At 69.3% G+C, this 19,343-nt stretch carries 18 protein-coding genes; 10 read left to right on the top strand and 8 right to left on the bottom strand.

The annotated features are described in order from the left end of the window. The first annotated feature begins 3 nt into the window (after positions 1-3). The 5 genes from PSQ40_RS03790 to PSQ40_RS03810 are packed head-to-tail and all read left to right on the top strand — an operon-like array spanning position 4 to position 6,306. Positions 4-2,082: a hydantoinase/oxoprolinase family protein gene (locus PSQ40_RS03790; protein WP_273948941.1), complete on the top strand. Its 2,079-nt coding sequence runs from the start codon at positions 4-6 to the stop codon at positions 2,080-2,082. Continuing rightward, positions 2,079-3,866 (top strand): hydantoinase B/oxoprolinase family protein, encoded by a 1,788-nt coding sequence (locus PSQ40_RS03795; RefSeq protein WP_273948942.1) that lies wholly within the window; start codon positions 2,079-2,081, stop codon positions 3,864-3,866. The genes PSQ40_RS03790 and PSQ40_RS03795 overlap by 4 nt, the downstream gene beginning before the upstream one ends. 8 nt (positions 3,867-3,874) lie before the next feature. Next, positions 3,875-4,246, top strand: a complete 372-nt coding sequence (locus tag PSQ40_RS03800; RefSeq protein ID WP_273948943.1) for a hypothetical protein — start codon at positions 3,875-3,877, stop codon at positions 4,244-4,246. Beyond that, entirely contained in the window at positions 4,243-5,295 is a 1,053-nt protein-coding gene (locus PSQ40_RS03805; RefSeq protein ID WP_273948944.1) for a CobW family GTP-binding protein, read from the top strand. The genes PSQ40_RS03800 and PSQ40_RS03805 overlap by 4 nt, the downstream gene beginning before the upstream one ends. A gap of 30 nt (positions 5,296-5,325) precedes the next feature. Further along, positions 5,326-6,306 carry a Bug family tripartite tricarboxylate transporter substrate binding protein gene (locus PSQ40_RS03810; protein ID WP_273948945.1) on the top strand — a complete coding sequence of 327 codons (981 nt, stop codon included), beginning with the start codon at positions 5,326-5,328 and terminating at the stop codon, positions 6,304-6,306. An 84-nt stretch (positions 6,307-6,390) separates the two neighbouring features. Here PSQ40_RS03810 and PSQ40_RS03815 read toward each other — a convergent pair whose 3' ends face one another. Genes PSQ40_RS03815 through PSQ40_RS03825 form a run of 3 tightly spaced genes read right to left on the bottom strand, consistent with a single transcriptional unit; the run spans position 6,391 to position 8,536 of the window. Further along, positions 6,391-7,488, bottom strand: coding sequence for an MBL fold metallo-hydrolase (locus tag PSQ40_RS03815; protein WP_273948946.1), 1,098 nt, complete (start codon positions 7,486-7,488; stop codon positions 6,391-6,393). After that, positions 7,488-8,132: a class I SAM-dependent methyltransferase gene (locus PSQ40_RS03820; RefSeq protein ID WP_273948947.1), complete on the bottom strand. Its 645-nt coding sequence runs from the start codon at positions 8,130-8,132 to the stop codon at positions 7,488-7,490. The genes PSQ40_RS03815 and PSQ40_RS03820 overlap by 1 nt, the downstream gene beginning before the upstream one ends. Next, positions 8,129-8,536, bottom strand: a complete 408-nt coding sequence (locus PSQ40_RS03825) for a hypothetical protein (protein WP_273948949.1) — start codon at positions 8,534-8,536, stop codon at positions 8,129-8,131. Before PSQ40_RS03825 ends, PSQ40_RS03820 begins: the two co-directional genes overlap by 4 nt. A gap of 78 nt (positions 8,537-8,614) precedes the next feature. Between PSQ40_RS03825 and PSQ40_RS03830 the strand changes: the two genes are divergently transcribed. Both PSQ40_RS03830 and PSQ40_RS03835 read left to right on the top strand, forming a co-directional pair. After that, positions 8,615-9,022 carry a winged helix-turn-helix transcriptional regulator gene (locus PSQ40_RS03830; RefSeq protein ID WP_273948950.1) on the top strand — a complete coding sequence of 136 codons (408 nt, stop codon included), beginning with the start codon at positions 8,615-8,617 and terminating at the stop codon, positions 9,020-9,022. 336 nt (positions 9,023-9,358) lie between these two features. After that, entirely contained in the window at positions 9,359-10,378 is a 1,020-nt protein-coding gene (locus tag PSQ40_RS03835; protein ID WP_273948952.1) for a TRAP transporter substrate-binding protein, read from the top strand. Between the two features lie 138 nt (positions 10,379-10,516). Here PSQ40_RS03835 and PSQ40_RS03840 read toward each other — a convergent pair whose 3' ends face one another. From PSQ40_RS03840 to PSQ40_RS03860, 5 genes are all read right to left on the bottom strand, one after another. Next, the gene (locus PSQ40_RS03840) at positions 10,517-12,208 is read right to left on the bottom strand and encodes a sensor histidine kinase (protein WP_273948953.1); all 1,692 of its coding nucleotides are present in this window, start codon (positions 12,206-12,208) and stop codon (positions 10,517-10,519) included. Continuing rightward, on the bottom strand, positions 12,201-12,887 hold the full coding sequence (locus PSQ40_RS03845; RefSeq protein ID WP_273948954.1) for a response regulator transcription factor: 687 nt from the start codon (positions 12,885-12,887) through the stop codon (positions 12,201-12,203). Before PSQ40_RS03845 ends, PSQ40_RS03840 begins: the two co-directional genes overlap by 8 nt. Positions 12,888-12,924: 37 nt before the next feature. Further along, complete coding sequence (locus tag PSQ40_RS03850; protein WP_273948955.1) at positions 12,925-13,395, bottom strand: Spy/CpxP family protein refolding chaperone; 471 nt, start codon at positions 13,393-13,395, stop codon at positions 12,925-12,927. Between the two features lie 99 nt (positions 13,396-13,494). Continuing rightward, entirely contained in the window at positions 13,495-14,697 is a 1,203-nt protein-coding gene (locus tag PSQ40_RS03855) for a multidrug effflux MFS transporter (protein ID WP_273948956.1), read from the bottom strand. Positions 14,698-14,905: 208 nt separating this feature from the next. Further along, positions 14,906-15,829, bottom strand: coding sequence for a LysR substrate-binding domain-containing protein (locus PSQ40_RS03860; RefSeq protein WP_273948957.1), 924 nt, complete (start codon positions 15,827-15,829; stop codon positions 14,906-14,908). A 152-nt stretch (positions 15,830-15,981) separates the two neighbouring features. Here PSQ40_RS03860 and PSQ40_RS03865 point away from each other — a divergent pair, with 152 nt between their 5' ends. The 3 genes from PSQ40_RS03865 to PSQ40_RS03875 all read left to right on the top strand — a co-directional run bounded on the left by PSQ40_RS03865 (position 15,982) and on the right by PSQ40_RS03875 (position 19,279). After that, positions 15,982-17,016: a Bug family tripartite tricarboxylate transporter substrate binding protein gene (locus PSQ40_RS03865; protein ID WP_273948958.1), complete on the top strand. Its 1,035-nt coding sequence runs from the start codon at positions 15,982-15,984 to the stop codon at positions 17,014-17,016. 108 nt (positions 17,017-17,124) lie between these two features. Next, entirely contained in the window at positions 17,125-18,012 is an 888-nt protein-coding gene (locus PSQ40_RS03870; RefSeq protein WP_273948959.1) for an FAS1-like dehydratase domain-containing protein, read from the top strand. 103 nt (positions 18,013-18,115) lie between these two features. Continuing rightward, complete coding sequence (locus PSQ40_RS03875) at positions 18,116-19,279, top strand: acyl-CoA dehydrogenase family protein (protein ID WP_273948960.1); 1,164 nt, start codon at positions 18,116-18,118, stop codon at positions 19,277-19,279. Positions 19,280-19,343: the final 64 nt, after the last annotated feature.

Consider the following 19,343-nt stretch of genomic DNA (forward strand, 5'->3'; position numbering starts at 1 on the left):
CGCATGTCCCACAAACCCCAACTGCGCATCGCCGTCGACATCGGCGGCACCTTCACCGACATGGCCGCGTTTGACGAGGCCAGCGGTCGCCTGCTGTTTGGCAAGGCACTGTCCACCCACGGCGAGCTGGTCAAAGGCATTCAGGCCACGATCGACAGCGCCAAGATCGACTGGCGCGACGGTCACCTGTTCCTGCATGGCTCCACCATCGCCATCAACACGCTGCTGGAGCGCAATGGCGCCAAGACGGCCTTGCTGATCACCGAGGGCTTCCGCGACATCTATGAGATCGGTCGCGTCAACCGCCCCGACGCCTACAACCTGTTCTTCAACAAGCACCAGCCCCTGGTCAAGCGTTCGCTGCGCTTCGAGGTGGCCGAACGCCTGCGTGCCGACGGCAGCACCCACAAGCCGCTGGACGAGGCCGCCGTGCGCGAACTGGCCCGCGACCTGAAAGGAGAGGGCGTGGAGGCCGTCGCCGTGCTGCTGTTGCACAGCTACCGCAACCCGAGCCACGAGCAGCGCGTCAAGCAGATCCTGCAGGAAGAGCTGCCGGGCGCCTTTGTCTGCGCTTCGCACGAGCTGAGCCAGGAGTACCGCGAGTTTGAACGCGTCTCCACCGCGGTGGCCAACGCCTATGTGGGTCCGCGCGTGTCCGAGTACCTGGGCCAGCTGGAGGACCACCTGGGCCAGCAAGGCTTCGAGGGCGACTTCTACATCGTGCAGTCCACCGGCGGCCTGTTCCCGGTCGAGCACGCCAAGGTCGGTTGCGTGCGCATGCTTGAATCGGGCCCCGCGGCGGGCGTGATTGGCGCTCAGGCCATCTGCGCCCAGCTGGGCATGGGTGACGCGATCGCGTTCGACATGGGCGGCACCACGGCCAAGGCGGGCGTCATCAGCGAGGGCCGCCCCCTGACCACCGGGTCGGCCTTGATCGGCGGCTATGAACGCGCGCTGCCGATCCAGATCCCGATGATGGACATCCACGAGGTGGGCACGGGCGGCGGCTCGATTGCCCGCGTGGAGACCGGCAACGCGCTGCGCGTGGGGCCGCAAAGTGCCGGCTCCATCCCCGGTCCGGTGGCCTATGGCCGCGGCGGCACCGAGCCCACCGTGACCGATGCCAACCTGGTGCTGGGCCGCCTGGACGCGGACAACTTCCTCGGCGGTGAACTCAAGCTGGACCTGGCAGCTTGCCAGCGCCAGATGCAGGAGCGCATTGCCGGCCCCCTGGGCCTGGATGCGACCCAGGCCGCCGATGGCATCTTGCAGATCGCCGTGACCCAGATGTCGCATGCCGTGAAGGCGGTGACCACCGAGCGCGGGCTCGACGCGGGCAGCTTCACCATGGTGGTGTACGGCGGTGCCGGCCCCCTGCACGCCTCGGCGATTGCGCGCGAAATCGGCATCCGCAAGGTGCTGATCCCTTACGCGCCGGGCTACTTCTCGGCCTACGGCATGTTGTTCTCCGACCTGCGCTACGACTATGTGCGCTCGGTGTTCCGCAAGCTCAATGACCTGTCCTTCGACGAGATCGAGGCCGCCTACCAGAAGATGGAAGAAGAAGGGCGCGCCGCGCTGGCCCAGTCCGGCGTGCAGGCCGACGGCGTGGTGATCGAGCGCGCCGCCGACATGCGCTATGTGGGCCAGGAGCACGCCGTGACGGTGGACCTGCCGCTGGCCTTCTTTGAGGGCAAGGACCGCGCAGCCATCAAGAAGCAGTTCGACGAGCTGCACCAGGTGCGCTACGGCACCTCGGCCCCCCAGGAACCGGCCGACCTGGTGAGCCTGCGCGTGACCGTGCTGGGCACCATGAAGAAGCCGCCCAAGCACAGCGTGGCGCAAGGGGCCGCCGCGCCCGAAGCGTCGGCGGTGCGCGCCGTCAAGCCGGTGTACTTCCGTGCCACGGGCTGGGCCGACACGCCGGTCTACCTGCGCGACCGCTTGCTGGCGGGCAACCAGATCACCGGCCCGGCCCTGATCGAAGAGCACGCCTCCACCACGGTGATTCAGCCCGGGGATGCGCTGCGCGTGGATGAACTTGGAAACCTGCAAATCGAGATTGGGAGTGATCGGACATGAACACCAACGCTGAGCTCAAGACCGTCGACCCGGTCACTGTGGAAATCATCCGCAACGGCCTGTACGCCGTGACGGAGGAGATGAAGACCAACCTGACCCGCACGGCCTACAACCTCATCATCTACGAAGCGCTGGACTTCACGGTGGGGCTGTTCACCAAGGAGGGCGACACGGTCTCCATCGGCCTGGGCCTGCCGATGTTCATCCGGGGCATGTCGGAAACCGTCAAGGCGAAGATTCGCCACTTCGGCTACGACAACATCCGCCCGGGCGACATCCTGGTCACCAACGACGCCTACACCACCGGCAGCCACCTGAACCACTTCACCTTCACCATGCCGGTGTTCCATGAGGGGCGGCTCGAGGGCTTCACCTGCTGCATGGCGCACTGGCTGGACGTGGGTGGCACGCTGGGCAATGTGACCACCGACATCTTCAGCGAAGGGATCCAGATCCCCATCATGAAGTACCAGCGCGAGGGCGTGGTCAACCAGGACCTGATCGACATCATCGCCATGAACGTGCGCCTGGCCGAGCGGGCCCTGGGCGACTTGCGCGCCCAGATCACGGCCATCACCACCGGCGAGCGCCGCTACGTCGAGCTGCTGCAGCGCTACGGTGCCGACGCCGTCAACGGGGCCATCGCGCAGATCATGGATTCGAGCGAGGCCGTGGCGCGCCAGAACACGCTGTCCATCCCCGACGGGGTCTACGAGGCCGAGTCCTTCATGGACGACGACGGGCTGGAGATTGGCAAGCGCATCCCGATCCGCGTCAAGGTGACGGTCTCGGGCGACGAGATGACCGTGGACCTGTCCGACGTGAGCAAGCAGGTGCGGGGCTTCTACAACTCCGGCTTCACCACCGGCATTGCCTGCGCCCAGGTGGCCTACAAATGCCTGACCACGCCCACCGATTACCCGGTGAACGATGGCTCCTTCCGCCCGCTGAAGGTCATCATGCCGATGGGCACGGTGATCAGTGCCGAGCGGCCTTACCCGATGCGGGTGTGGATGACTTTCCCGATGACGGTGATCGACACCATCTTCAAGGCGCTGGCGCCGGCCATCCCGGACCGCTCCATCGCGGGTCACCATGCCGACCTGGTGTTCCCCAACATCCATGGCATCAGCCCCGAGGACGGCCGCTTGTTCATCGTCGGCATCGGCCCCTTGGGCGGGGGCTGGGGGGCCAAGAGCAAGGAGGACGGCGTTTCGGTCACGGTCTGCATCAACGACGGTGACACGCACAACAGCCCGACCGAGCAGCTGGAGGCCAAGTACCCGGTGCTGGTCGAGAAGTACGAGATCCGGCGCGACTCCGGTGGCGCCGGCCAGTACCGCGGCGGCCTGGGCGCCGAGATGGTGGTTCAGGCCCTGTCGCCCTTCACGGTCACCACCCGGATCGACCGCGTGCACTGCAAGCCCTGGGGCCTGGAGGGCGGCGGCGACGCCATGGGCAACGGCCTGGCCGTGCGCCACAAGGGGGAGTGGAAGACCGACCACCCCAACGCCAAGATCTTCAATGTGCGGCTGGAGCGCGGCGACGCCTACAAGATGCTGTCGGGCGGCGGTGGCGGCTTTGGCAACCCGCTGGACCGCGACCTCGACTGCGTGGCCGAGGACGTGCGCGAAGGTTATGTGAGCGCCGAAGTGGCCCGCGAGGTCTACCGCGTGGTGCTCGACGCGCGGGGGCAGGTGGACACCGAGGCCACCCAGGCCCTGCGCGCCCAGGCCCCGGGGGCGACCCCGGCCACGGACCCCGTCGCCTGGGCCGGCCAGTGAGCCTCGCCATGACCGAGCAAGCGTCGCTGCAACAGGCTGCCAGGCTGGTGGACCTGTGGAGCGAGCTGTCCATCCGCCACGTAGCCCTGGGCATGTCCTGCGGCTGCGGTGCGGGTGGCATCAGCCTGCGCCTTGAGGATTTTGAGCTCGACATCGTCGACTACCTCGAGGACGCCGCCTTGCGCTGTGACCAGCCTGCGGTGGCGGCGTACTTCCGTGCCCGTCAGACCGAAGGCTGGCCGCCGTCGCCACTGCGCGACCTGCTGCAGCACGCCAGCGAGGGCGCCTTGCCCGAGGCGGTCTGCGACTGGGTGCTGCCCCGCATCGAAAAGACCCTGACCTCGTTCAAGGCCTTGCACGGCGGAGGGGCTGGCGCATGAGCGGTCATTTCTCTGCCCTGCTGCGCGCCGAGGCGCCCCACCACGGCCCCCGGGTGCCGGTCAGCGTGCTGACCGGGTTCCTGGGCAGCGGCAAAACCACCTGGCTGAACCGGCTGCTGGCTTCGCCAGACCTGTCGGGCACCGCGGTCATCGTCAACGAGTTTGGTGAGACCGGGCTGGACCATGACCTGCTCACCGCGGCGGCGCCCGACGACGTGGTGCTGCTGCCCAACGGCTGCCTGTGCTGCGCCGTGCGTGGCGACCTGGTGCAGGCCTTGGGGGCCCTGATGGACCGCCCGGGCCAGGCCATCCAGCGCGTGGTGATCGAGACCAGCGGCCTGGCCGAGCCGGGCCCCATCCTGCGCACCCTGCTGCTGGACCCGCTGCTGTCGCCGCGTTACCGCCTGGGCACGGTGTTCTGCACCGTCGATGCGGTGTTGGGGCAGAGCAGCCTGGCCCAACACCCCGAGGCGCTGGCCCAGTTGGCCGCGGCCGATGAGGTGCTGTTGACCAAGCTGGACCTGATCGCCGACCCCGCCCAGACCGCGCCTTTGCGAGACTGCCTGGCCCAGCTCAACCCGAGCGCCACGGTGCGCGCGTTGGGGCCGGACGGGGTGGACCTGCTGCGTCAGCGCCTGCTGGCACCCGGGCCCGACCTGGCGCCGGCCCCGGGGCCGGCGTTCTACCACCCGCTGGCCGCACCCCCCACGGGCCCCAGCCACCTGGCGGATGTGCAGAGCTTTGTGCTGTGGCGCGATGAGCCCCTGGACCTCGACGGCTTTGCCCAATGGCTGGACCTGGTCGTGGCGGCCCAGGGCGAGAAGCTGCTGCGCTTCAAGGGCCTGGTGCAGACCGTCCAGACCCCGGAGCAGCCCCTGGTGGTGCATGCCATGCAGCACCTGTTTCACCCGCCCGCGTACCTGCCTGCCTGGCCCACGGCGGACCACCGCACGCGCCTCGTGTTCATTGCCCGAGGCCTGGACCGGGAGGCGCTGGAAAGCACCTTGGACGTCATGGCCCGGCGGCGCCGTCCGCGGCGTCCCACCTGAATGACTGGCTTGATCACAATGGAGACACCCATGAAAAATTCGAGAAGACAAGTGCTGGGCGCCCTGGCGGGCCTGGCGAGCCCGGTGCTGGCGCAAGCCCAGGCCTCCGCCTTTCCGGAGGCCGACCGCCTGCTGCGCATCGTGGTGCCCTTCGCCGCGGGCGGCGGCGTGGATTCCGCGGCCCGCTTGCTGGCCAACCACCTGGGCAAGCAACTGGGCCTGTCGGTGATCGTCGAGAACCGCGCGGGCGCCAGCGGAACGCTGGGGGGCAAGTTTGTCCAGACCGCGCCCGGCGATGGCTACACCCTGCTGTTTTCTGCGGCCACCCACGTGCATGCCCGCCAGGTGCTGAAGAACCCGCCCTACGACCCGCAGACCGACTTTGCCCCGGTCGCCCGCGTCGGCGAGGCCCCGCTGATGCTGGTCATCGCCCCCGACCTGGAGCCGCGCAAGCTGTCGGAGGTGCTCAGCGCCGCGCGCAGCAAATCGGACGGTTGGACCGCCGGCATCCCCGCCGCGGGCGCGCCCAGCCACCTGGCCACGCTGTTGCTGGCGCGCATGGGGCAGGTCAGTTTCAGCTACATCGCCTACAAGGGCACCCAGCCCGCGCTGGTGGATGTGGCGGGCGGCCATGTCAATTTGCTGCTGGACTCGATGATCTCGCTGCTGCCGCTGGCCAAGTCGGGCAAGGTCAGGCCGATTGCCATCACCGCACGCAAGCGCAGTGCCCTGGCGCCCGAGGTCCCGACCGTGGCCGAAAGCGGGCTGCCCCAGTACGCCTACAGCTCGTGGTACGGCGTCTGGGCTCCGCGGGGCACGCCGAACGACCGGGTGCAGGCGCTCAACAAGGCGATCAATGCGGCCGTGGCCGACCTCAGCCGCAGCGGCGGCTTCAGTGCGCTGGGCATCGATCCGGTGTCCGAGACACCTGATCAGTTCCAGCGTTTCATCGCCTCGGAGGTCAGCCAGGGCGCTGAACTGCTCAAGGCCGCAGGCTTCAAGCCCGAGTGAGGCGCGGCGGGCGGGGCCGCACGCCGCGGCCCCCCTTTCGCTGAGGGCGGGCCGCGCGGCCCGCACAGCGCTGGCAGGGGGCGATCAGGGCGCCAGGGGCGGCGGGGCGCCGGGCACGGCGCCTTTCAAGGTCCAGGTCTCGCCGTGCTTCAGCAGGCGAAACACGCCCTCGGCCAAACCCGCCTCGGCGGCCGCCCGGGACAGCTCGCCCAGGGGGGCATCCAACGGCTCATCGGCCAGTTCAAAAGTGCCCCAATGCACGCCCAGGGAATGGTGCGCCCGCACCTCCTGGTGGATGCGCACCGCCTCGCTGGGGTTGACGTGCTGGTCCTTCATGAAGGCGCGTGGCTCGTAGGCCCCGACGGGGATCAGCGCCAGATCAAACGGCCCCATCCGCCGACCGATGTCGGCAAAGTCGGCGCCATAGCCCGTGTCCCCGGCGTAATAGACCCGCTCCGCGCCTACCTGTACCGCCCAGCCTGCCCAATGGCTGGTGTGGCGGTCCGACAGCCCCCGCCCACTCCAGTGGTGGGCGGGCAAGGCCCAGGCGCTCAGGCGCCCCTGCTTCCAGGGCTGCCACCAGGCGACTTCTTCGGCGGCGATGCCCCGTGCTGCCAACCAGGCGCCCAGTCCCTGGGGGACCAGGAAGACCGGCGGGCCCCCCGGCTGTTGCGCCAGGCGCCGCACCGTCGGCTCGTCCAGGTGGTCGTAGTGGTCATGGGAGATCAGCACCACGTCGATGTGCGGCAGGGCTTCCACCCGGTAGGGGGTGGGCACTTTGCGCGGCATGCCCACCCAGCTCAGGGGCGAGGCCCGCCCTGAAAAATGGGGGTCGGTCAACACGGTGTGGCCATTCAGCCGAATCAAGGCCGTCGCGTGCCCGATCCAGGTCACCGACAGGCCTTCGGCGGGCGCCGGTGCCGTGCCTTGAGCGTCCCGGACCACGGGAAAGTCATAGCCGTTCACGTGGGTGGACGGGGGCGGGGGCAGCTTCTTGACCGTGGCTTCCCACATCCAGGCCAGGACCTCGGACCAGGGCTTGTCGATGCGGCTGCCGTCGCTGTTGCGGTAGCGCACCGCGGGGTCGCGTGGGCCCTGGGGGGCCGCGACGGCGCTGTCACTGAGGGCCATCGGGCTGCACGCGGCACACGCCAGCAGTCCGAGCAAGGTCAACAGTCGCATCAGGGCGCTCCTTCCGGCCCCGGGGCGGGGGTGTCTGGGGCCCGGCTCATGACCCAGGCGTTGACCATGCCATCCCACAGGGGCTGCACGCTCAAACGCCAGCCCGGCTGCACCAGCAAGCTGCGGGGCACGGCCCGTTCCGGCCGCCGGGTCGCGGCCCAGAGCAGCAGGGCCCACGCGCCATCCCAGCGCCGGTGGCGTCTCAGGTAGGCCCAGGCGGCGCGCCAGGTCATGGTTTCAGAGGGCTCGATCAGCAGCAGACGCCCCTGGCTCGCCACGGCCTGGCGCAGTGCCCGCAGCGCCGGTTCGCGGTCGCTCAGCACGGCCAGCAAGGAGGCCGCAGACACCACATCCGCGCCCATGGGGGGCAGGTGGTGGACACTGCCCACGCTGAAGGTCGGGGCCCCCGGGCCCGCGGGGCTGGCGCGCCGGGCCGCGGCCACCATGTGCGGATCCAGGTCCACGCCCTGCACCCCATAGCCCCGGGCGGCGGCCAGTCGGCTGACCAGGCCCGGCCCGCAGCCCACATCGAGCCAGCGCCGGCCGTGGCCGGTGGGCAGCAGGGCGACGGCGGTTGCATGCAGTTCCCGGTAGAGGGCCGAGCGCTGCACCCAGCTGAACCCACGTGCGCTCCAGCGGCTCATGGTGTGGCCTCCCGGGCAGGGGCTTGGCGCAGTCCCAGCCACAGCGCCAGGATGAACAGCAGGGGCAAGAACGAGGCGGTGGACACCTGCGACAAGGTCACGGCGCCCAGGGCCAGGTACTTGAGGGTCACCAGCCAGTCGACGGCCTGGATGAAGGCCATGAGCTGGATCCACATCCGTCCGCCTTCCGGCCGCTTCGCCACCTGCCACAGGCCCCAGCCGAAGGCCAGGCAACGGGCGGCCATCATGCCCAGCAACCAGTGGGCCCAACCGGGGGCGGGCGGCAGGCCCAGGGCCTCTGCGGCCCGCTCGGGCGCCAGCGCAAAGGCCAGACCGAGCGCCACCTGAACCGCGGCAATCCATCGAAGGGTGTGAGGCAAGCTGCGTTGCAATGCCATTGGCATGGGATCTCCAATTCCGTTGAAAAAAACGGATGCTAGGCACCTTGCTATCTTTTGGGAAGTAGTTACCATTTGGAAACCATGAAGTCCCCAACCCCGGCAAGTGACCCGACCCCCAACGTGCAGGCGCTGGCCGCCGAGCCCTGTGCGCTGGATTGCCCCGTGGCCCGGACCGCGCGGCTGATCGACGGGCGCTGGACCACCCTCATCATTCGGGACCTGTTGGGGGGCACCCGGCGCTATTCGGCGTTGTTGCGTTCGCTCACCGGCATCAGTCCCAAGGTGTTGGCGGCGCGTTTGCGCTTTTTGGAAGACGAAGGGGTGTTGTTGAAGACCACTTACCCGGAGGTGCCCCCTCGCACCGAATACCGGCTCAGCGAAAAAGGGCTGCGCCTGGTGGGCGTGATTCAAGCCATGGCCGCGTATGGCGAGGGCTTGGACAAGCCCCCGACGGCCGCGCCGGGGCCGGACCTGGACCAGGGCGCCTGAGCCCGGGTCCACACCCCAGCGGAGCCTTGGGCCCGGGGGCGGTGCATGAGCCCCCCGTGCACCGGCCCAGCAGGGGGCTTGAAGCGGCCGCCAACCCTAGCACTAACCCTATTTTCGTCCGCCTATCGCGCGTTGCGTTTGCTGACCGCACGCCGCGCGGCCCTGGCTTGGGACAGGGCCGCCCCCGCTGCCTACACTACGCCGCCATGGCCCGATCGGGGCGCGTGCACCGGCAGTCGGGTGGATCTGGGCTCAGACCCCGCCGCTGCCAGCCCCCCCTCCGATCTGGTGCCAGTCCTGCCTTCCGGCCCCCGCCGACCTACTTTGGAGACTCACATGATCGCTTTCCGTCGCACCCTCCTGGCCGCCTCCGTGGCGGCGGCCTCTTTGCTGTCCCTGGGCGTTTCGGCGCAGGACATCCAGGCCCGCACCATCAAGTTCCCCTCGGCCAGCCAAAAGGGCCACCCCCAGGTCATGGGCGTGGAGCACTTTGCCGAGTTGGTGGCCAAGAAGAGCGGCGGCAAGATGGTGGTCAAGCCCTTCCCGGGCGGTGCCCTGGGCCCGGACGCGCAAGTGGTGTCGGCCATGCAGGGCGGCACGGTGGAGATGAACGTCATGAACGCCAGCCTGCTGGCCGGCAACGTCAAGGAAATGGCGGTCTTTGACTACCCCTTCCTGTTCGCCAACGCCCAAGAAGCCGACGCCGTGGCCGACGGTGCCGTGGGCCGCAAGCTGCTGGACAAGCTGCAAGAACGTGGCCTGGTGGGCCTGGCCTACTGGGACCTGGGCTTCCGCCAGATGCACACTGCCAAGAAGCCGATCCGCAACGCCGACGAGGTCAAGGGCATGAAGATGCGCGTGATCCCCACCTCGCAGTACGTGGACTTCATGAACGCGATCGGTGCCAACGCCACGCCCATGCCCTACACCGAGACCTACAGCGCGCTCGAGCAAGGCGCCATCGACGGCATGACCAACCCGCTGCTCAACATCGTCAGCGAGAAGTTCTACGAGGTCAGCAAGCACCTGACCCTGAGCAACCACATGTACACCCCGCAAGCGGTGATCGTGAGCAAGAAGTTCTGGGACAAGCTGTCGGCCACCGAGCAAAAGATCCTGCAAGACGCGGCCAGCGAAACCGCGCTCTACCAGCGCAAGGTGGCGCGTGAAGAGGCCACCAAGGCGCTGGCCGAACTCAAGAAGCAAGGCATGCAAGTGCATGAACTGACCGCCCAGGACATCGCCAAGCTGCGCGAGCGCGCCAAGCCCGCCACCGACAAGCTGACCCAGCAAGTGGGTGAGCCGCTGGTGAAGGAAGTCTTTGCCGCCGTCGAGAAGGTGCGTTCGGGCAAGTGATGGCCTGGTGGGTCGCTCGGGGCACGGCCGGTCCGTGTGACCCACGAGCGCCTCAACCTCGGTCGGACAAGGGCCTCCAGCGTGGTGCTGGAGGCCCTTGTTTTTGGGGCCTTGGGGGGCCCGCGCCGGCCCCTGGTCTCAAGGCGAGGCTGGCCCTGCGGCGGCGGCCGGCCCCTGGAAGCCCACCTGCACCTCGAGCCCGGGCCCCGCGTTGCGCAGCGTCCAGCTCGCGCCGTGGGCCAGCGCCACCAGGTGGCACAGGTACAGGCCCAGGCCCACGCCGCCGGTGTCGCGAACCCGGGCTGCATCGGGGCGGTAAAAGGGTTCCTGGGCCAGGCGGGGCAGGGCGTCCTCGGGTACGCCCGGGCCGAAGTCTCGCACCGACAGGTGCCAGCCGCCGGGACCGTGGGGGCTCAGGGCGATGTGGGGCGGCGGGGCGCCGGCGGCCTGCGCGGCCGCGCTGTGGCGCTGCGCGTTGCTCAGCAGGTTGCGCAACAGCAGGCGCAGGCGGCTGCGGTCCAGCGTCAAGCACACGGCGTGGTCGGGCAGGTTCAGCGTGACCCGCTGGCGCGGTGCGGCGGGGGCGGTGCCCGGCGCGGCAGTGGGGCTTTCGGTGAGTCCGGGGCGTCCGGGGCCGTCGGGGTCGACCAGGCCCAGGGCACCATCCACGGTTGTCGGGGCCTCGGCGGCCGTGTCGGCGTCTTCGGCCACCACCTCGCGCACCAGCGCGGCCAGGTCGGTGGGCTCCAGGTGCAGGGCGCTGTGGCCGCTGCCCAGGCGCTCGCTTTCGAGCAGGTCGGTGATCAGGTCCCGCATGACGCCCAGGTCGCGCATCAGGGCCTGGCGCACGGGCTCGGTGTCGGGGCCGTCGGGCAGCAGTTCGGTGTGCAGGCGGGCGCGGGTCAGCGGGCTGCGCAGTTCGTGGCTGATGGCCAGCAGCAGGGCCCGCTTGGCCTCCAGCATCTGGTGCAGGTGGCGTGCCATGGTGTTGACGTCGGCCGCCAGGGTGCCCAGTTCGTCGTCGCGCCGCACCGGAATCGGTTGCCCGAAGTCGCCGCTGCCAAAGCGCTGGGCCCCGGTGCGGATGTCGTCCAGCGGCCGCAGCAGGCGGCGCAGGTACAGGTAGGCCCCGGCGGTGAACAGCAGCAGCACGGCCAGGGTGTACCAGCCGATGCGGCGCGGGTGGTGCTGCGCGGCGACCAGATTCAGACCGAGTTCGATGTGGTGCCCGTCGGCGGTGTCGCGTTGCAGCAGGGGCGCGCCGTTGTCGGCCCCGTCGTGGTCGCGCTCACGGTGCCGACCCCGGCCCTTGGGGTGGTCCTTGTGGCGGTGGTCTTCGTCCTCCGCGTCGTCACCGGGGGCCCGCTGGTGGCGACCCTGGCCTTGGGGGTCGCGCGGGAGGGCGGCGTCGGGCGCGGGGCCCGCCGGGCCCCAGCCACGCCATCGGCGCTGCCCCCAGGGGGCCTCGCGCGGCCCCGGGTCGGATTGCCAGTTGACCACCGGGCCGCTGATGCTCAGCGCGATGGGCAGGCGCTCGACCAGGGCCTGGGCCCGCTCGACGCTGGGCGGGCTGCCGAGGTCGGCCACCAGGCGGTCCACGTAGTCGACCACCAGCGGGCGGGCCGCGTCGCGCCAGCCCACGCTCAAGGCGCGCTGCATGCCACCCATGAAAGCGGCGCTCAAAGCCAGCGCCAGCAGCGCGAACAGCAGCATCAGGCGCAGCCGCAGCGACTGGCGCAGCGCGCGTTGGGCCCGGCGCCAGCGCGGCGGGGTGGGGGCAGCGGGCGCGCTGCCCGGGACCGGTGCGGCGGACTTGGCGCGCTCAGCCATGGGGCAGGCGCGCCAGGCCCAGCGCATAGCCGGCGTTGCGCAGGGTTTTGATGCAGTCCAGCGGCTCCAGCTTCTTGCGCAGGCGGCTGACCACGATGTCCACCGCGCGGGTGTAGAGCTCGGCCTCGTGGCCGCGCAGTTGGTTCAGGATGTCGTCGCGGCTGAACACGCGGCCGGGCTCGCGCGCCAGCAGGTGCAGCAGGTCGAATTCGGTGCTGGTCAGCTCCAGCGGCTGGCCTTGGCGTTGGGCGCTGCGGGTCACCGGGTCGATCACCAGGCCGTCAAAGCGCAGCGGGGCGCCGGGCTCGGGGCGGGCCGGGGCGCGGCGGCGCAGCACGGTTTGCAGCCGGGCCACCAGCTCGCGCGGTTCAAAGGGCTTGGGCAGGTAGTCGTCGGCGCCCAGCTCCAGGCCGACGATGCGGTCCATGACTTCGCCGCGCGCGGTCAGCATCAGCACCGGCAGGTCGCTGGTCTTGCGGATCTCGCGGCACAGGGCAAAGCCGTCCATTTCGGGCAGCATGACGTCGAGGATGGCCGCGTCCCAGCCGCCCTCGGCCAGCCGGGCCAGGCCCAGACTGGGGCGCAGGGCCTGCTCCAGCGTCAGTTCGAAGCGTTGAAAGTACGCCGCCAGGGGCGGGCCCAGGTCGGCGTCGTCGTCGATCAGCAAGATGCGTGGCATGGGGGAATTGTCCCATTCAAGCCCGCGCCGCGGGCGCTCAGAACGGCCCGTGGTGGCCGCGCTTTTGCATGAACTCGCGCACCTTTTGCTGTTGCGCCGGGTTCAGGCTGTCGTAGAAGTCGCCCATGGCGGCGATCAGGGCCGGGCTTTGCTGCTGGATCTGCGCCGTCTTCTCGTTGATCAGGGCCTGCGCCTTGCTGCGGTCGAACTGGGGGCCGGCCATCAGGGCCTGCAGTTGGGCACGCGGTTGGGCGTGGCTGCCCATCAGGGCCAGGCGCTGCTGGTGCATTTGCTCGGCCAGGGCGCTGAGGCGCTGCTTTTGCTCGGGGTTCAGGTCGAGGCGGCTGCTCATGCGCTCGACCATCTTGGTGCGGAACTCGTCCGAGTCGCCTTCGCCACGGCCCCAGCGGTGGCCGTCGCTGTGGCTGTAGGCGCTCAGGCTGCCGGCCAGCAGACCGGTGCCGAGCAGACCGAACAAGACGCGTTTGTTGAGGAGGCGGAAATTCATGACAGGTCCTTCACAGACAGGGGTTGAACATGGCTGTGATGGTGCCGCCCGGGGGTGTCGGCGTCCTGTCGGGCGGGTTTCGGTTTGTTTCGTTTTATGTCAGCCGGCGTGGGCGCTGGCGGCGGCGGGCTGGCGCAAGGTGATGGCGGTCAGCAGGGCGGCCAGCGCCGCCGAAGCCGCGATGCCGATCACCATGGGGCGGGCGCTGCCGTCCACAAACACGCCCACCACGGCCATCAGCAGGGCGCCGACGGCAAACTGCAGTGTGCCCATCAGCGCCGAGGCGGTGCCGGCCACGGCACCGTGTGCATCGAGTGCCAGCACCGAGGTGGTCGGCACCACCAGGCCCAGAAAGCCGTAACCGATGAACAGCAGGACGAGCAGGGGCGCCAGGGCGTCCACGCCCGCCAGGTTCAGGGCCAGCAGGGCGCCCATGGTCAGGGCATAGCCCGACACCGCGACCTTGACCACCGCCACCAGGCCAAAGCGCTGGGCCAGTCGGCCGGTGAACTGCGACACGCCAATGAAGGACGCGGCATTGGCCGCGAACGCGATGCTGTAGGCCCGTGGGCTCAGGCCGTAGTGGTCGATCAGCACAAACGACGAATTGGCCAGGTAGACAAAGAAGCTCGCAATGCCAAACGCGCCAATCATCACCAGGCCCATGAACTGCCCGTCGCGCAGCAGGCCGCCGTAGGCGCGCATGGCGCCACCCAGGCTGCTGTCGGCGCGTTGCGATTCGGGACGCGTCTCGGGTAGGCTGCTGGCGGTCAGCGCCAGGCCCAGCACGGCGGCCAGGGTGACGGCCCAGAACACGCTGCGCCAGCCGGCCCACTCGATCAGCAGGCTGCCGGTCAGGGGCGCCAGGATCGGTGACACGCTGAACACCAGCATCAGCAGCGACATCAGGCGTGCCGCGTCGTGGCCGGTGTGCAGGTCACGCACCACCGCGCGCGGGATCACCATGCCCGCGCAGGCCCCCAGGCCCTGGATGAAGCGCAGCACCACCAGGGTGTGGATGTCGGGTGCCAACGCACAACCCACACTGCCCACCCCGAACAGCACCAGGCCGAAGTACAGCGGCACCTTGCGGCCCAGCATGTCGGACACCGGGCCGTAGATGACCTGGCCCAGCCCCATGGAGATGAAGAACGCCATCAGGCTGGCCTGCACCGCGCCCATCGAGGCGCCCAGGTTCTGCCCGATGGAGGGCAGGGCCGGCAGGTACATGTCGATCGCAAAGGGCCCGATGGCAGACAGCAGGCCCAGCACCAGGGCGGTGCGTAAAAAGGAAGATTTCATTCGGTCACAGGGAGGCAAGACAAGGCGGGTGGCCGGGCCAAAGCGGCCGCGGTGCACCCGGGGGCCGGGGCGGCGTCGGCAGGGCCCTCGGGGCCCGGCACGGTCTGGCCGGCGGCACACGGCTCGCAGGACAGGGGGGGAGGATAACGGATCAGGGTTTACCCTGTGTGTCGGCGGCCATCGCACGCGCCGTGGCGCCCCGCCGCGGTCAAGGGTTGGGGGCGTCGCCGGGGTCGGCCTGGCGCCGGTAATGGGCCAGCAGGGCGTCGATCAGGGCGCGCGCGTAGTTGGGCAGGGCCTCGGGGTCGCGCACCAGCACAAAGCGCTCGCGCACGCTCCAGGCGTCGGTCAGCTCGACCAGCGCCAGGTTCATGGCCTGCTGGTTGCGCCGCGCGGCGCTGACCGGCACCACGCCAATGCCGACCCCGGCGCCGATCATGCGGCACATGGCGTCAAAGCTCGACAACTGGATGCGCAGCCGCATCGGCTTGCCCAGCTTCTCGGTCACCCCGGCCAGGAAGGTCTGCAGCGTGCTGCCGTGGTGCATGCCCACCGCGTCGTCATCCAGGGTTTCGGCAAAGTCCACCTGGGCGCGCTGGGCCAGGCGGTGCTGGGCCGCGGTGACCAGCACCAGCCGGTCGGTGCTGAAGTGGATGGCCTGCAGGCCCAGGGTGTCCACCTGGCCCGCCACGATGCCCAGGTCGGCGCGCCCGTCCAGCACGCCGCGGGCGATCTCAGCATTCGGTTTTTCTTGAAGGTCGACGTTCACGCGTGGGTTGGCCGCCATGAAGGCCGGCAGCACCTCGGGCATGAAGTCGGTCACCGCGGTGGTGTTGGCCAGCACCCGCAGGTGGCCGCGCAGGCCCCCGCTGTATTCCTGCAGGTCGATGCGCAGCGCCTCGGTCTGGCGCAGCAGGGCGCGCGCGTGGTGCAAGAAGGCCTCGCCCGGCGGCGTCAGGCTCACGCCACGGGCCTGGCGGTAAAACAGCGGCAGGCCGGCCTGGGTCTCCAGCGCCTTGATGCGCGCACTGGCCGCGGCCAGCGACAGGTGTTGGCTGGCGGCGGCACGGGTCAGGTTCAGCGCCTCGGCGGTTTGCACAAAAAGGCGCAGGTCGGTCAGGTCGAACTGCATGCCCCGATGCTAGCCCAAGCCCGTTGCGCTGGGGGTGGGAGGGTTTTGTTTTGCCGAAGGCTTGGTCTTGAAATGTGTGATTGCGCCGCGGCCTCGTCAGCGCCAACATGCAGGGCTGCATCGACCTACAACAAGTGCTGGAGACAAGCCCCATGTCCTTTGCTTTCAAGGCCCCACCGAACCGATCCGCCCTGCCGCGCCGCCTGGCCTTGGGCGCCGGGCTGAGCCTTTGGGCCAGCCTGACGCTGGCCCCCGCTCTGGCCCAAAGCCCCAGCTACCCCAGCCGCCCGATCGTGATGGTGGTGCCGCAAGCCGCCGGGGGCACCAACGACATCGTGGGCCGCCTGGTGAGCCAGAAGCTGGGCGAACTGCTGGGCTCGGCCGGCGTGGTGGTCGAGAACCGGCCCGGCGCGGGCGGCAACATCGGCACCCAGAGCGTGGCCAAGGCGCCCAAGGACGGCTACACCCTGCTGATGACCATCAGCAGCAGCCAGGCCATCAACCCCGCGCTGTACAAGAACGTGGGCTTTGACCCGGTGAAGGATTTCCGCCCGATCAGCCTGATCGGCGCTGTGCCCAATGTGCTGCTGGTCAACCCGAACTTTCAGGCCCGCACCGTGGGCGAATTGCTGGCGCTGGCCAAGGCCAAACCGGGCCAGTTGCCCTACGCCTCGGCGGGCAACGGCACGCTCAACCACCTGCTCGGTGAAATGCTCAACAGCATGGCCGGGGTCGACCTGCAGCATGTCCCCTACAAGGGCGTGGCCCCGGCCATGAACGACGTGCTGGGCGGGCAGTTGCCCATGCTGTTTGCCAGCCTGCCGTCTTCGCTGGCCAACATCCGCGCCGGCAAACTGCGCGCCCTGGCGGTCAGCGGCCCGACCCGTTCGCCGGTGTTGCCCGAGGTGCCCACGCTGGGCGAGACCGTGCCGGGCTACAGCGGCACGCTGTGGATTGGCCTGTTCGCGCCGGCGGGCGTGCCGCAAGAGGTGTTGACGCGCCTGCAGGACGGCATGTCGCGGGCCCTGCTCAGCAAGGACCTGCGCGACAAGCTGGAGCAGCAGGGCGTGGAGCTGGCCGGCACCCCCGACAAAGCCGCTGGCCCCGAGGCCTTGGCCACCTTGCTGCAGGACGACCTGGGCAAGTGGGCCCAGATCGTCAAGTCCTCGGGCGCTTCGGTGGACTGAACCGAGTGAAGCCGGCGGGGCGTGCGTGCAGTGCAGGCCCCAGCGCCTGGCAGCGCCTGCACCCGTGTGCCATCCCGATTTTTTTCATCCTCTTTCGTTGTCAAACCCATGAGCCAAGACCCCCGCACCGTGGACGCCGCCCTGCTGGCGCACCTGCAAACCTGGCAGGGTCGCCAGGAGACCCTGCACGACCAACTGGGGGCCACCCCGGTCAGTGCCCTGTCGGCCACCCTGGACCGCGATGACCCCGCGCCCGTCACCGGGCGCACCGAATTGCCGCCGCTGTGGCACTGGCTGTACTTCTTGCCCCAGGTGCGCCAAAGCGGCCTGGGCCCGGACGGCCATGCGCTGCGGGGGGGCTTCCTGCCGCCGGTGCCGCTGCCGCGCCGCATGTGGGCCGGTGGGCGCCTGCGTTGGGAGGCGCACAACCCCCTGACCGTGGGGCAGGCGGTGCAGCGGCATTCGCGCATCGAGTCGGTCACCCACAAATCGGGCCGCACGGGCGACCTGGTGTTTGTGCTGGTCAAGCACGAGGTGCACAACGCCAACGGCCTGGCCCTGACCGAAGAACACGACATCGTCTACCGCGCGGCCCCCCAGCCGGGCGACCCGGTGCCGCCCCCGACCGCCGCCGAGACGGGGGCCGCCTGGCAGCGCGAGATCGTGCCCGACGACGTGCTCTTGTTCCGCTACTCGGCGCTGACCTTCAACGGCCACCGCATCCACTACGACCGCCGCTACGTCACCGAGGTCGAGGGCTATCCGGGCCTGATCGTGCATGGCCCGCTGATCGCCACCCTGCTGGTCGACCTGCTGCGGCGCGAGCTGCCGCCAGCGCGCCTCAAGTCCTTCGCGTTCAAGGCCGTGCGACCGACGTTTGACCTGAACCCGTTCCGCGTGCAGGGCAGCCCCGGCGCCGACGGCCGGAGCGTGCGTCTTTGGGCCAGCGACCACGAGGGCTGGCTGACCATGCAGGCCACCGCCGAGCTGTTCTGACGCCTGGCCCGGCGTGGCCAACGCGCCGGCCGGAGACCCCGCTCAACGCCCCCCTCTCTGACTTCACGCCCTCATTCCTTCACCGATCCCGGACCTCTTCACCATGATCAAGCAAGCCCCCGACCAGTACCAGGACATCCGCGATGCCGTGCGCGCCCTGTGCGCGCAGTTCCCTGACGAATACCACCGCCAGATTGACCACGACCGCGCCTACCCCGAGGCCTTTGTCGATGCGCTGACGAAGGCGGGCTGGCTGGCGGCGTTGATCCCGGCCGAGTACGGCGGCTCGGGCCTGGGCCTGGCAGAGGCCTCGGTGATCATGGAAGAGATCAACCGCAGTGGCGGCAACTCGGGGGCCTGCCACGGCCAGATGTACAACATGGGCACCCTGCTGCGCCATGGCTCCAAGGCGCAGAAAGAGCTGTACCTGCCCAAGATCGCCAGCGGCGAGTGGCGCCTGCAGTCCATGGGGGTGACCGAGCCGACCACGGGCACCGACACCACCAAGATCAAGACCACGGCCGTCAGGAAGGGCGACCGCTATGTGATCAATGGCCAGAAGGTGTGGATCAGCCGCGTGCAGCACAGCGAGTGGATGATTCTGCTGGCGCGCACCACGCCGCTGGCCGAGGTCAGCAAGAAGAGCGAGGGCATGTCGATCTTCATGGTCGACCTGCGCGAGGCCGAGAAGTCGGGCCTGACGGTGCGGCCGATCCAGAACATGGTCAACCACGAGACCAACGAGCTGTTCTTCGACAACCTCGAGATCCCGGCCGAGAACCTGATCGGCCAGGAAGGGCAGGGCTTCAAGTACATCCTCGACGGCCTGAACGCCGAGCGCACCCTGATCGCGGCCGAGTGCATTGGCGACGGTTATTGGTTCCTGGACCGCGTCACCCAGTACGTCAGCGAGCGCGTGGTCTTTGGCCGCCCGATTGGCCAGAACCAGGGCGTGCAGTTCCCGATTGCGGACGCCTACATCGAGGTCGAAGCCGCCAACCTGATGCGCTACAAGGCCTGCGAGCTGTTCGACGCCAACCAGCCCTGCGGCGCGCAAGCCAACATGGCCAAGTACCTGGCCGCCAAGGCCAGCTGGGAGGCCGCGAATGCCTGCATCCAGTTCCATGGTGGCTTCGGCTTTGCGCACGAATACGACGTCGAGCGCAAGTTCCGCGAGACGCGGCTGTACCAGGTGGCGCCGATCTCGACCAACTTGATCTACGCCTACGTGGCCGAGCATTTGCTGGGGCTGCCGCGGTCGTTTTGATGGGGGCGATGGTGCTTGTCCGGTGACTTTGGTGCTGGCCTTTTAGCCCTTCGACCACAACACC

Origin of the sequence: Curvibacter cyanobacteriorum (genome assembly GCF_028649475.1) — a bacterium.
GTDB classification, from domain to species: domain Bacteria; phylum Pseudomonadota; class Gammaproteobacteria; order Burkholderiales; family Burkholderiaceae_C; genus Curvibacter; species Curvibacter cyanobacteriorum.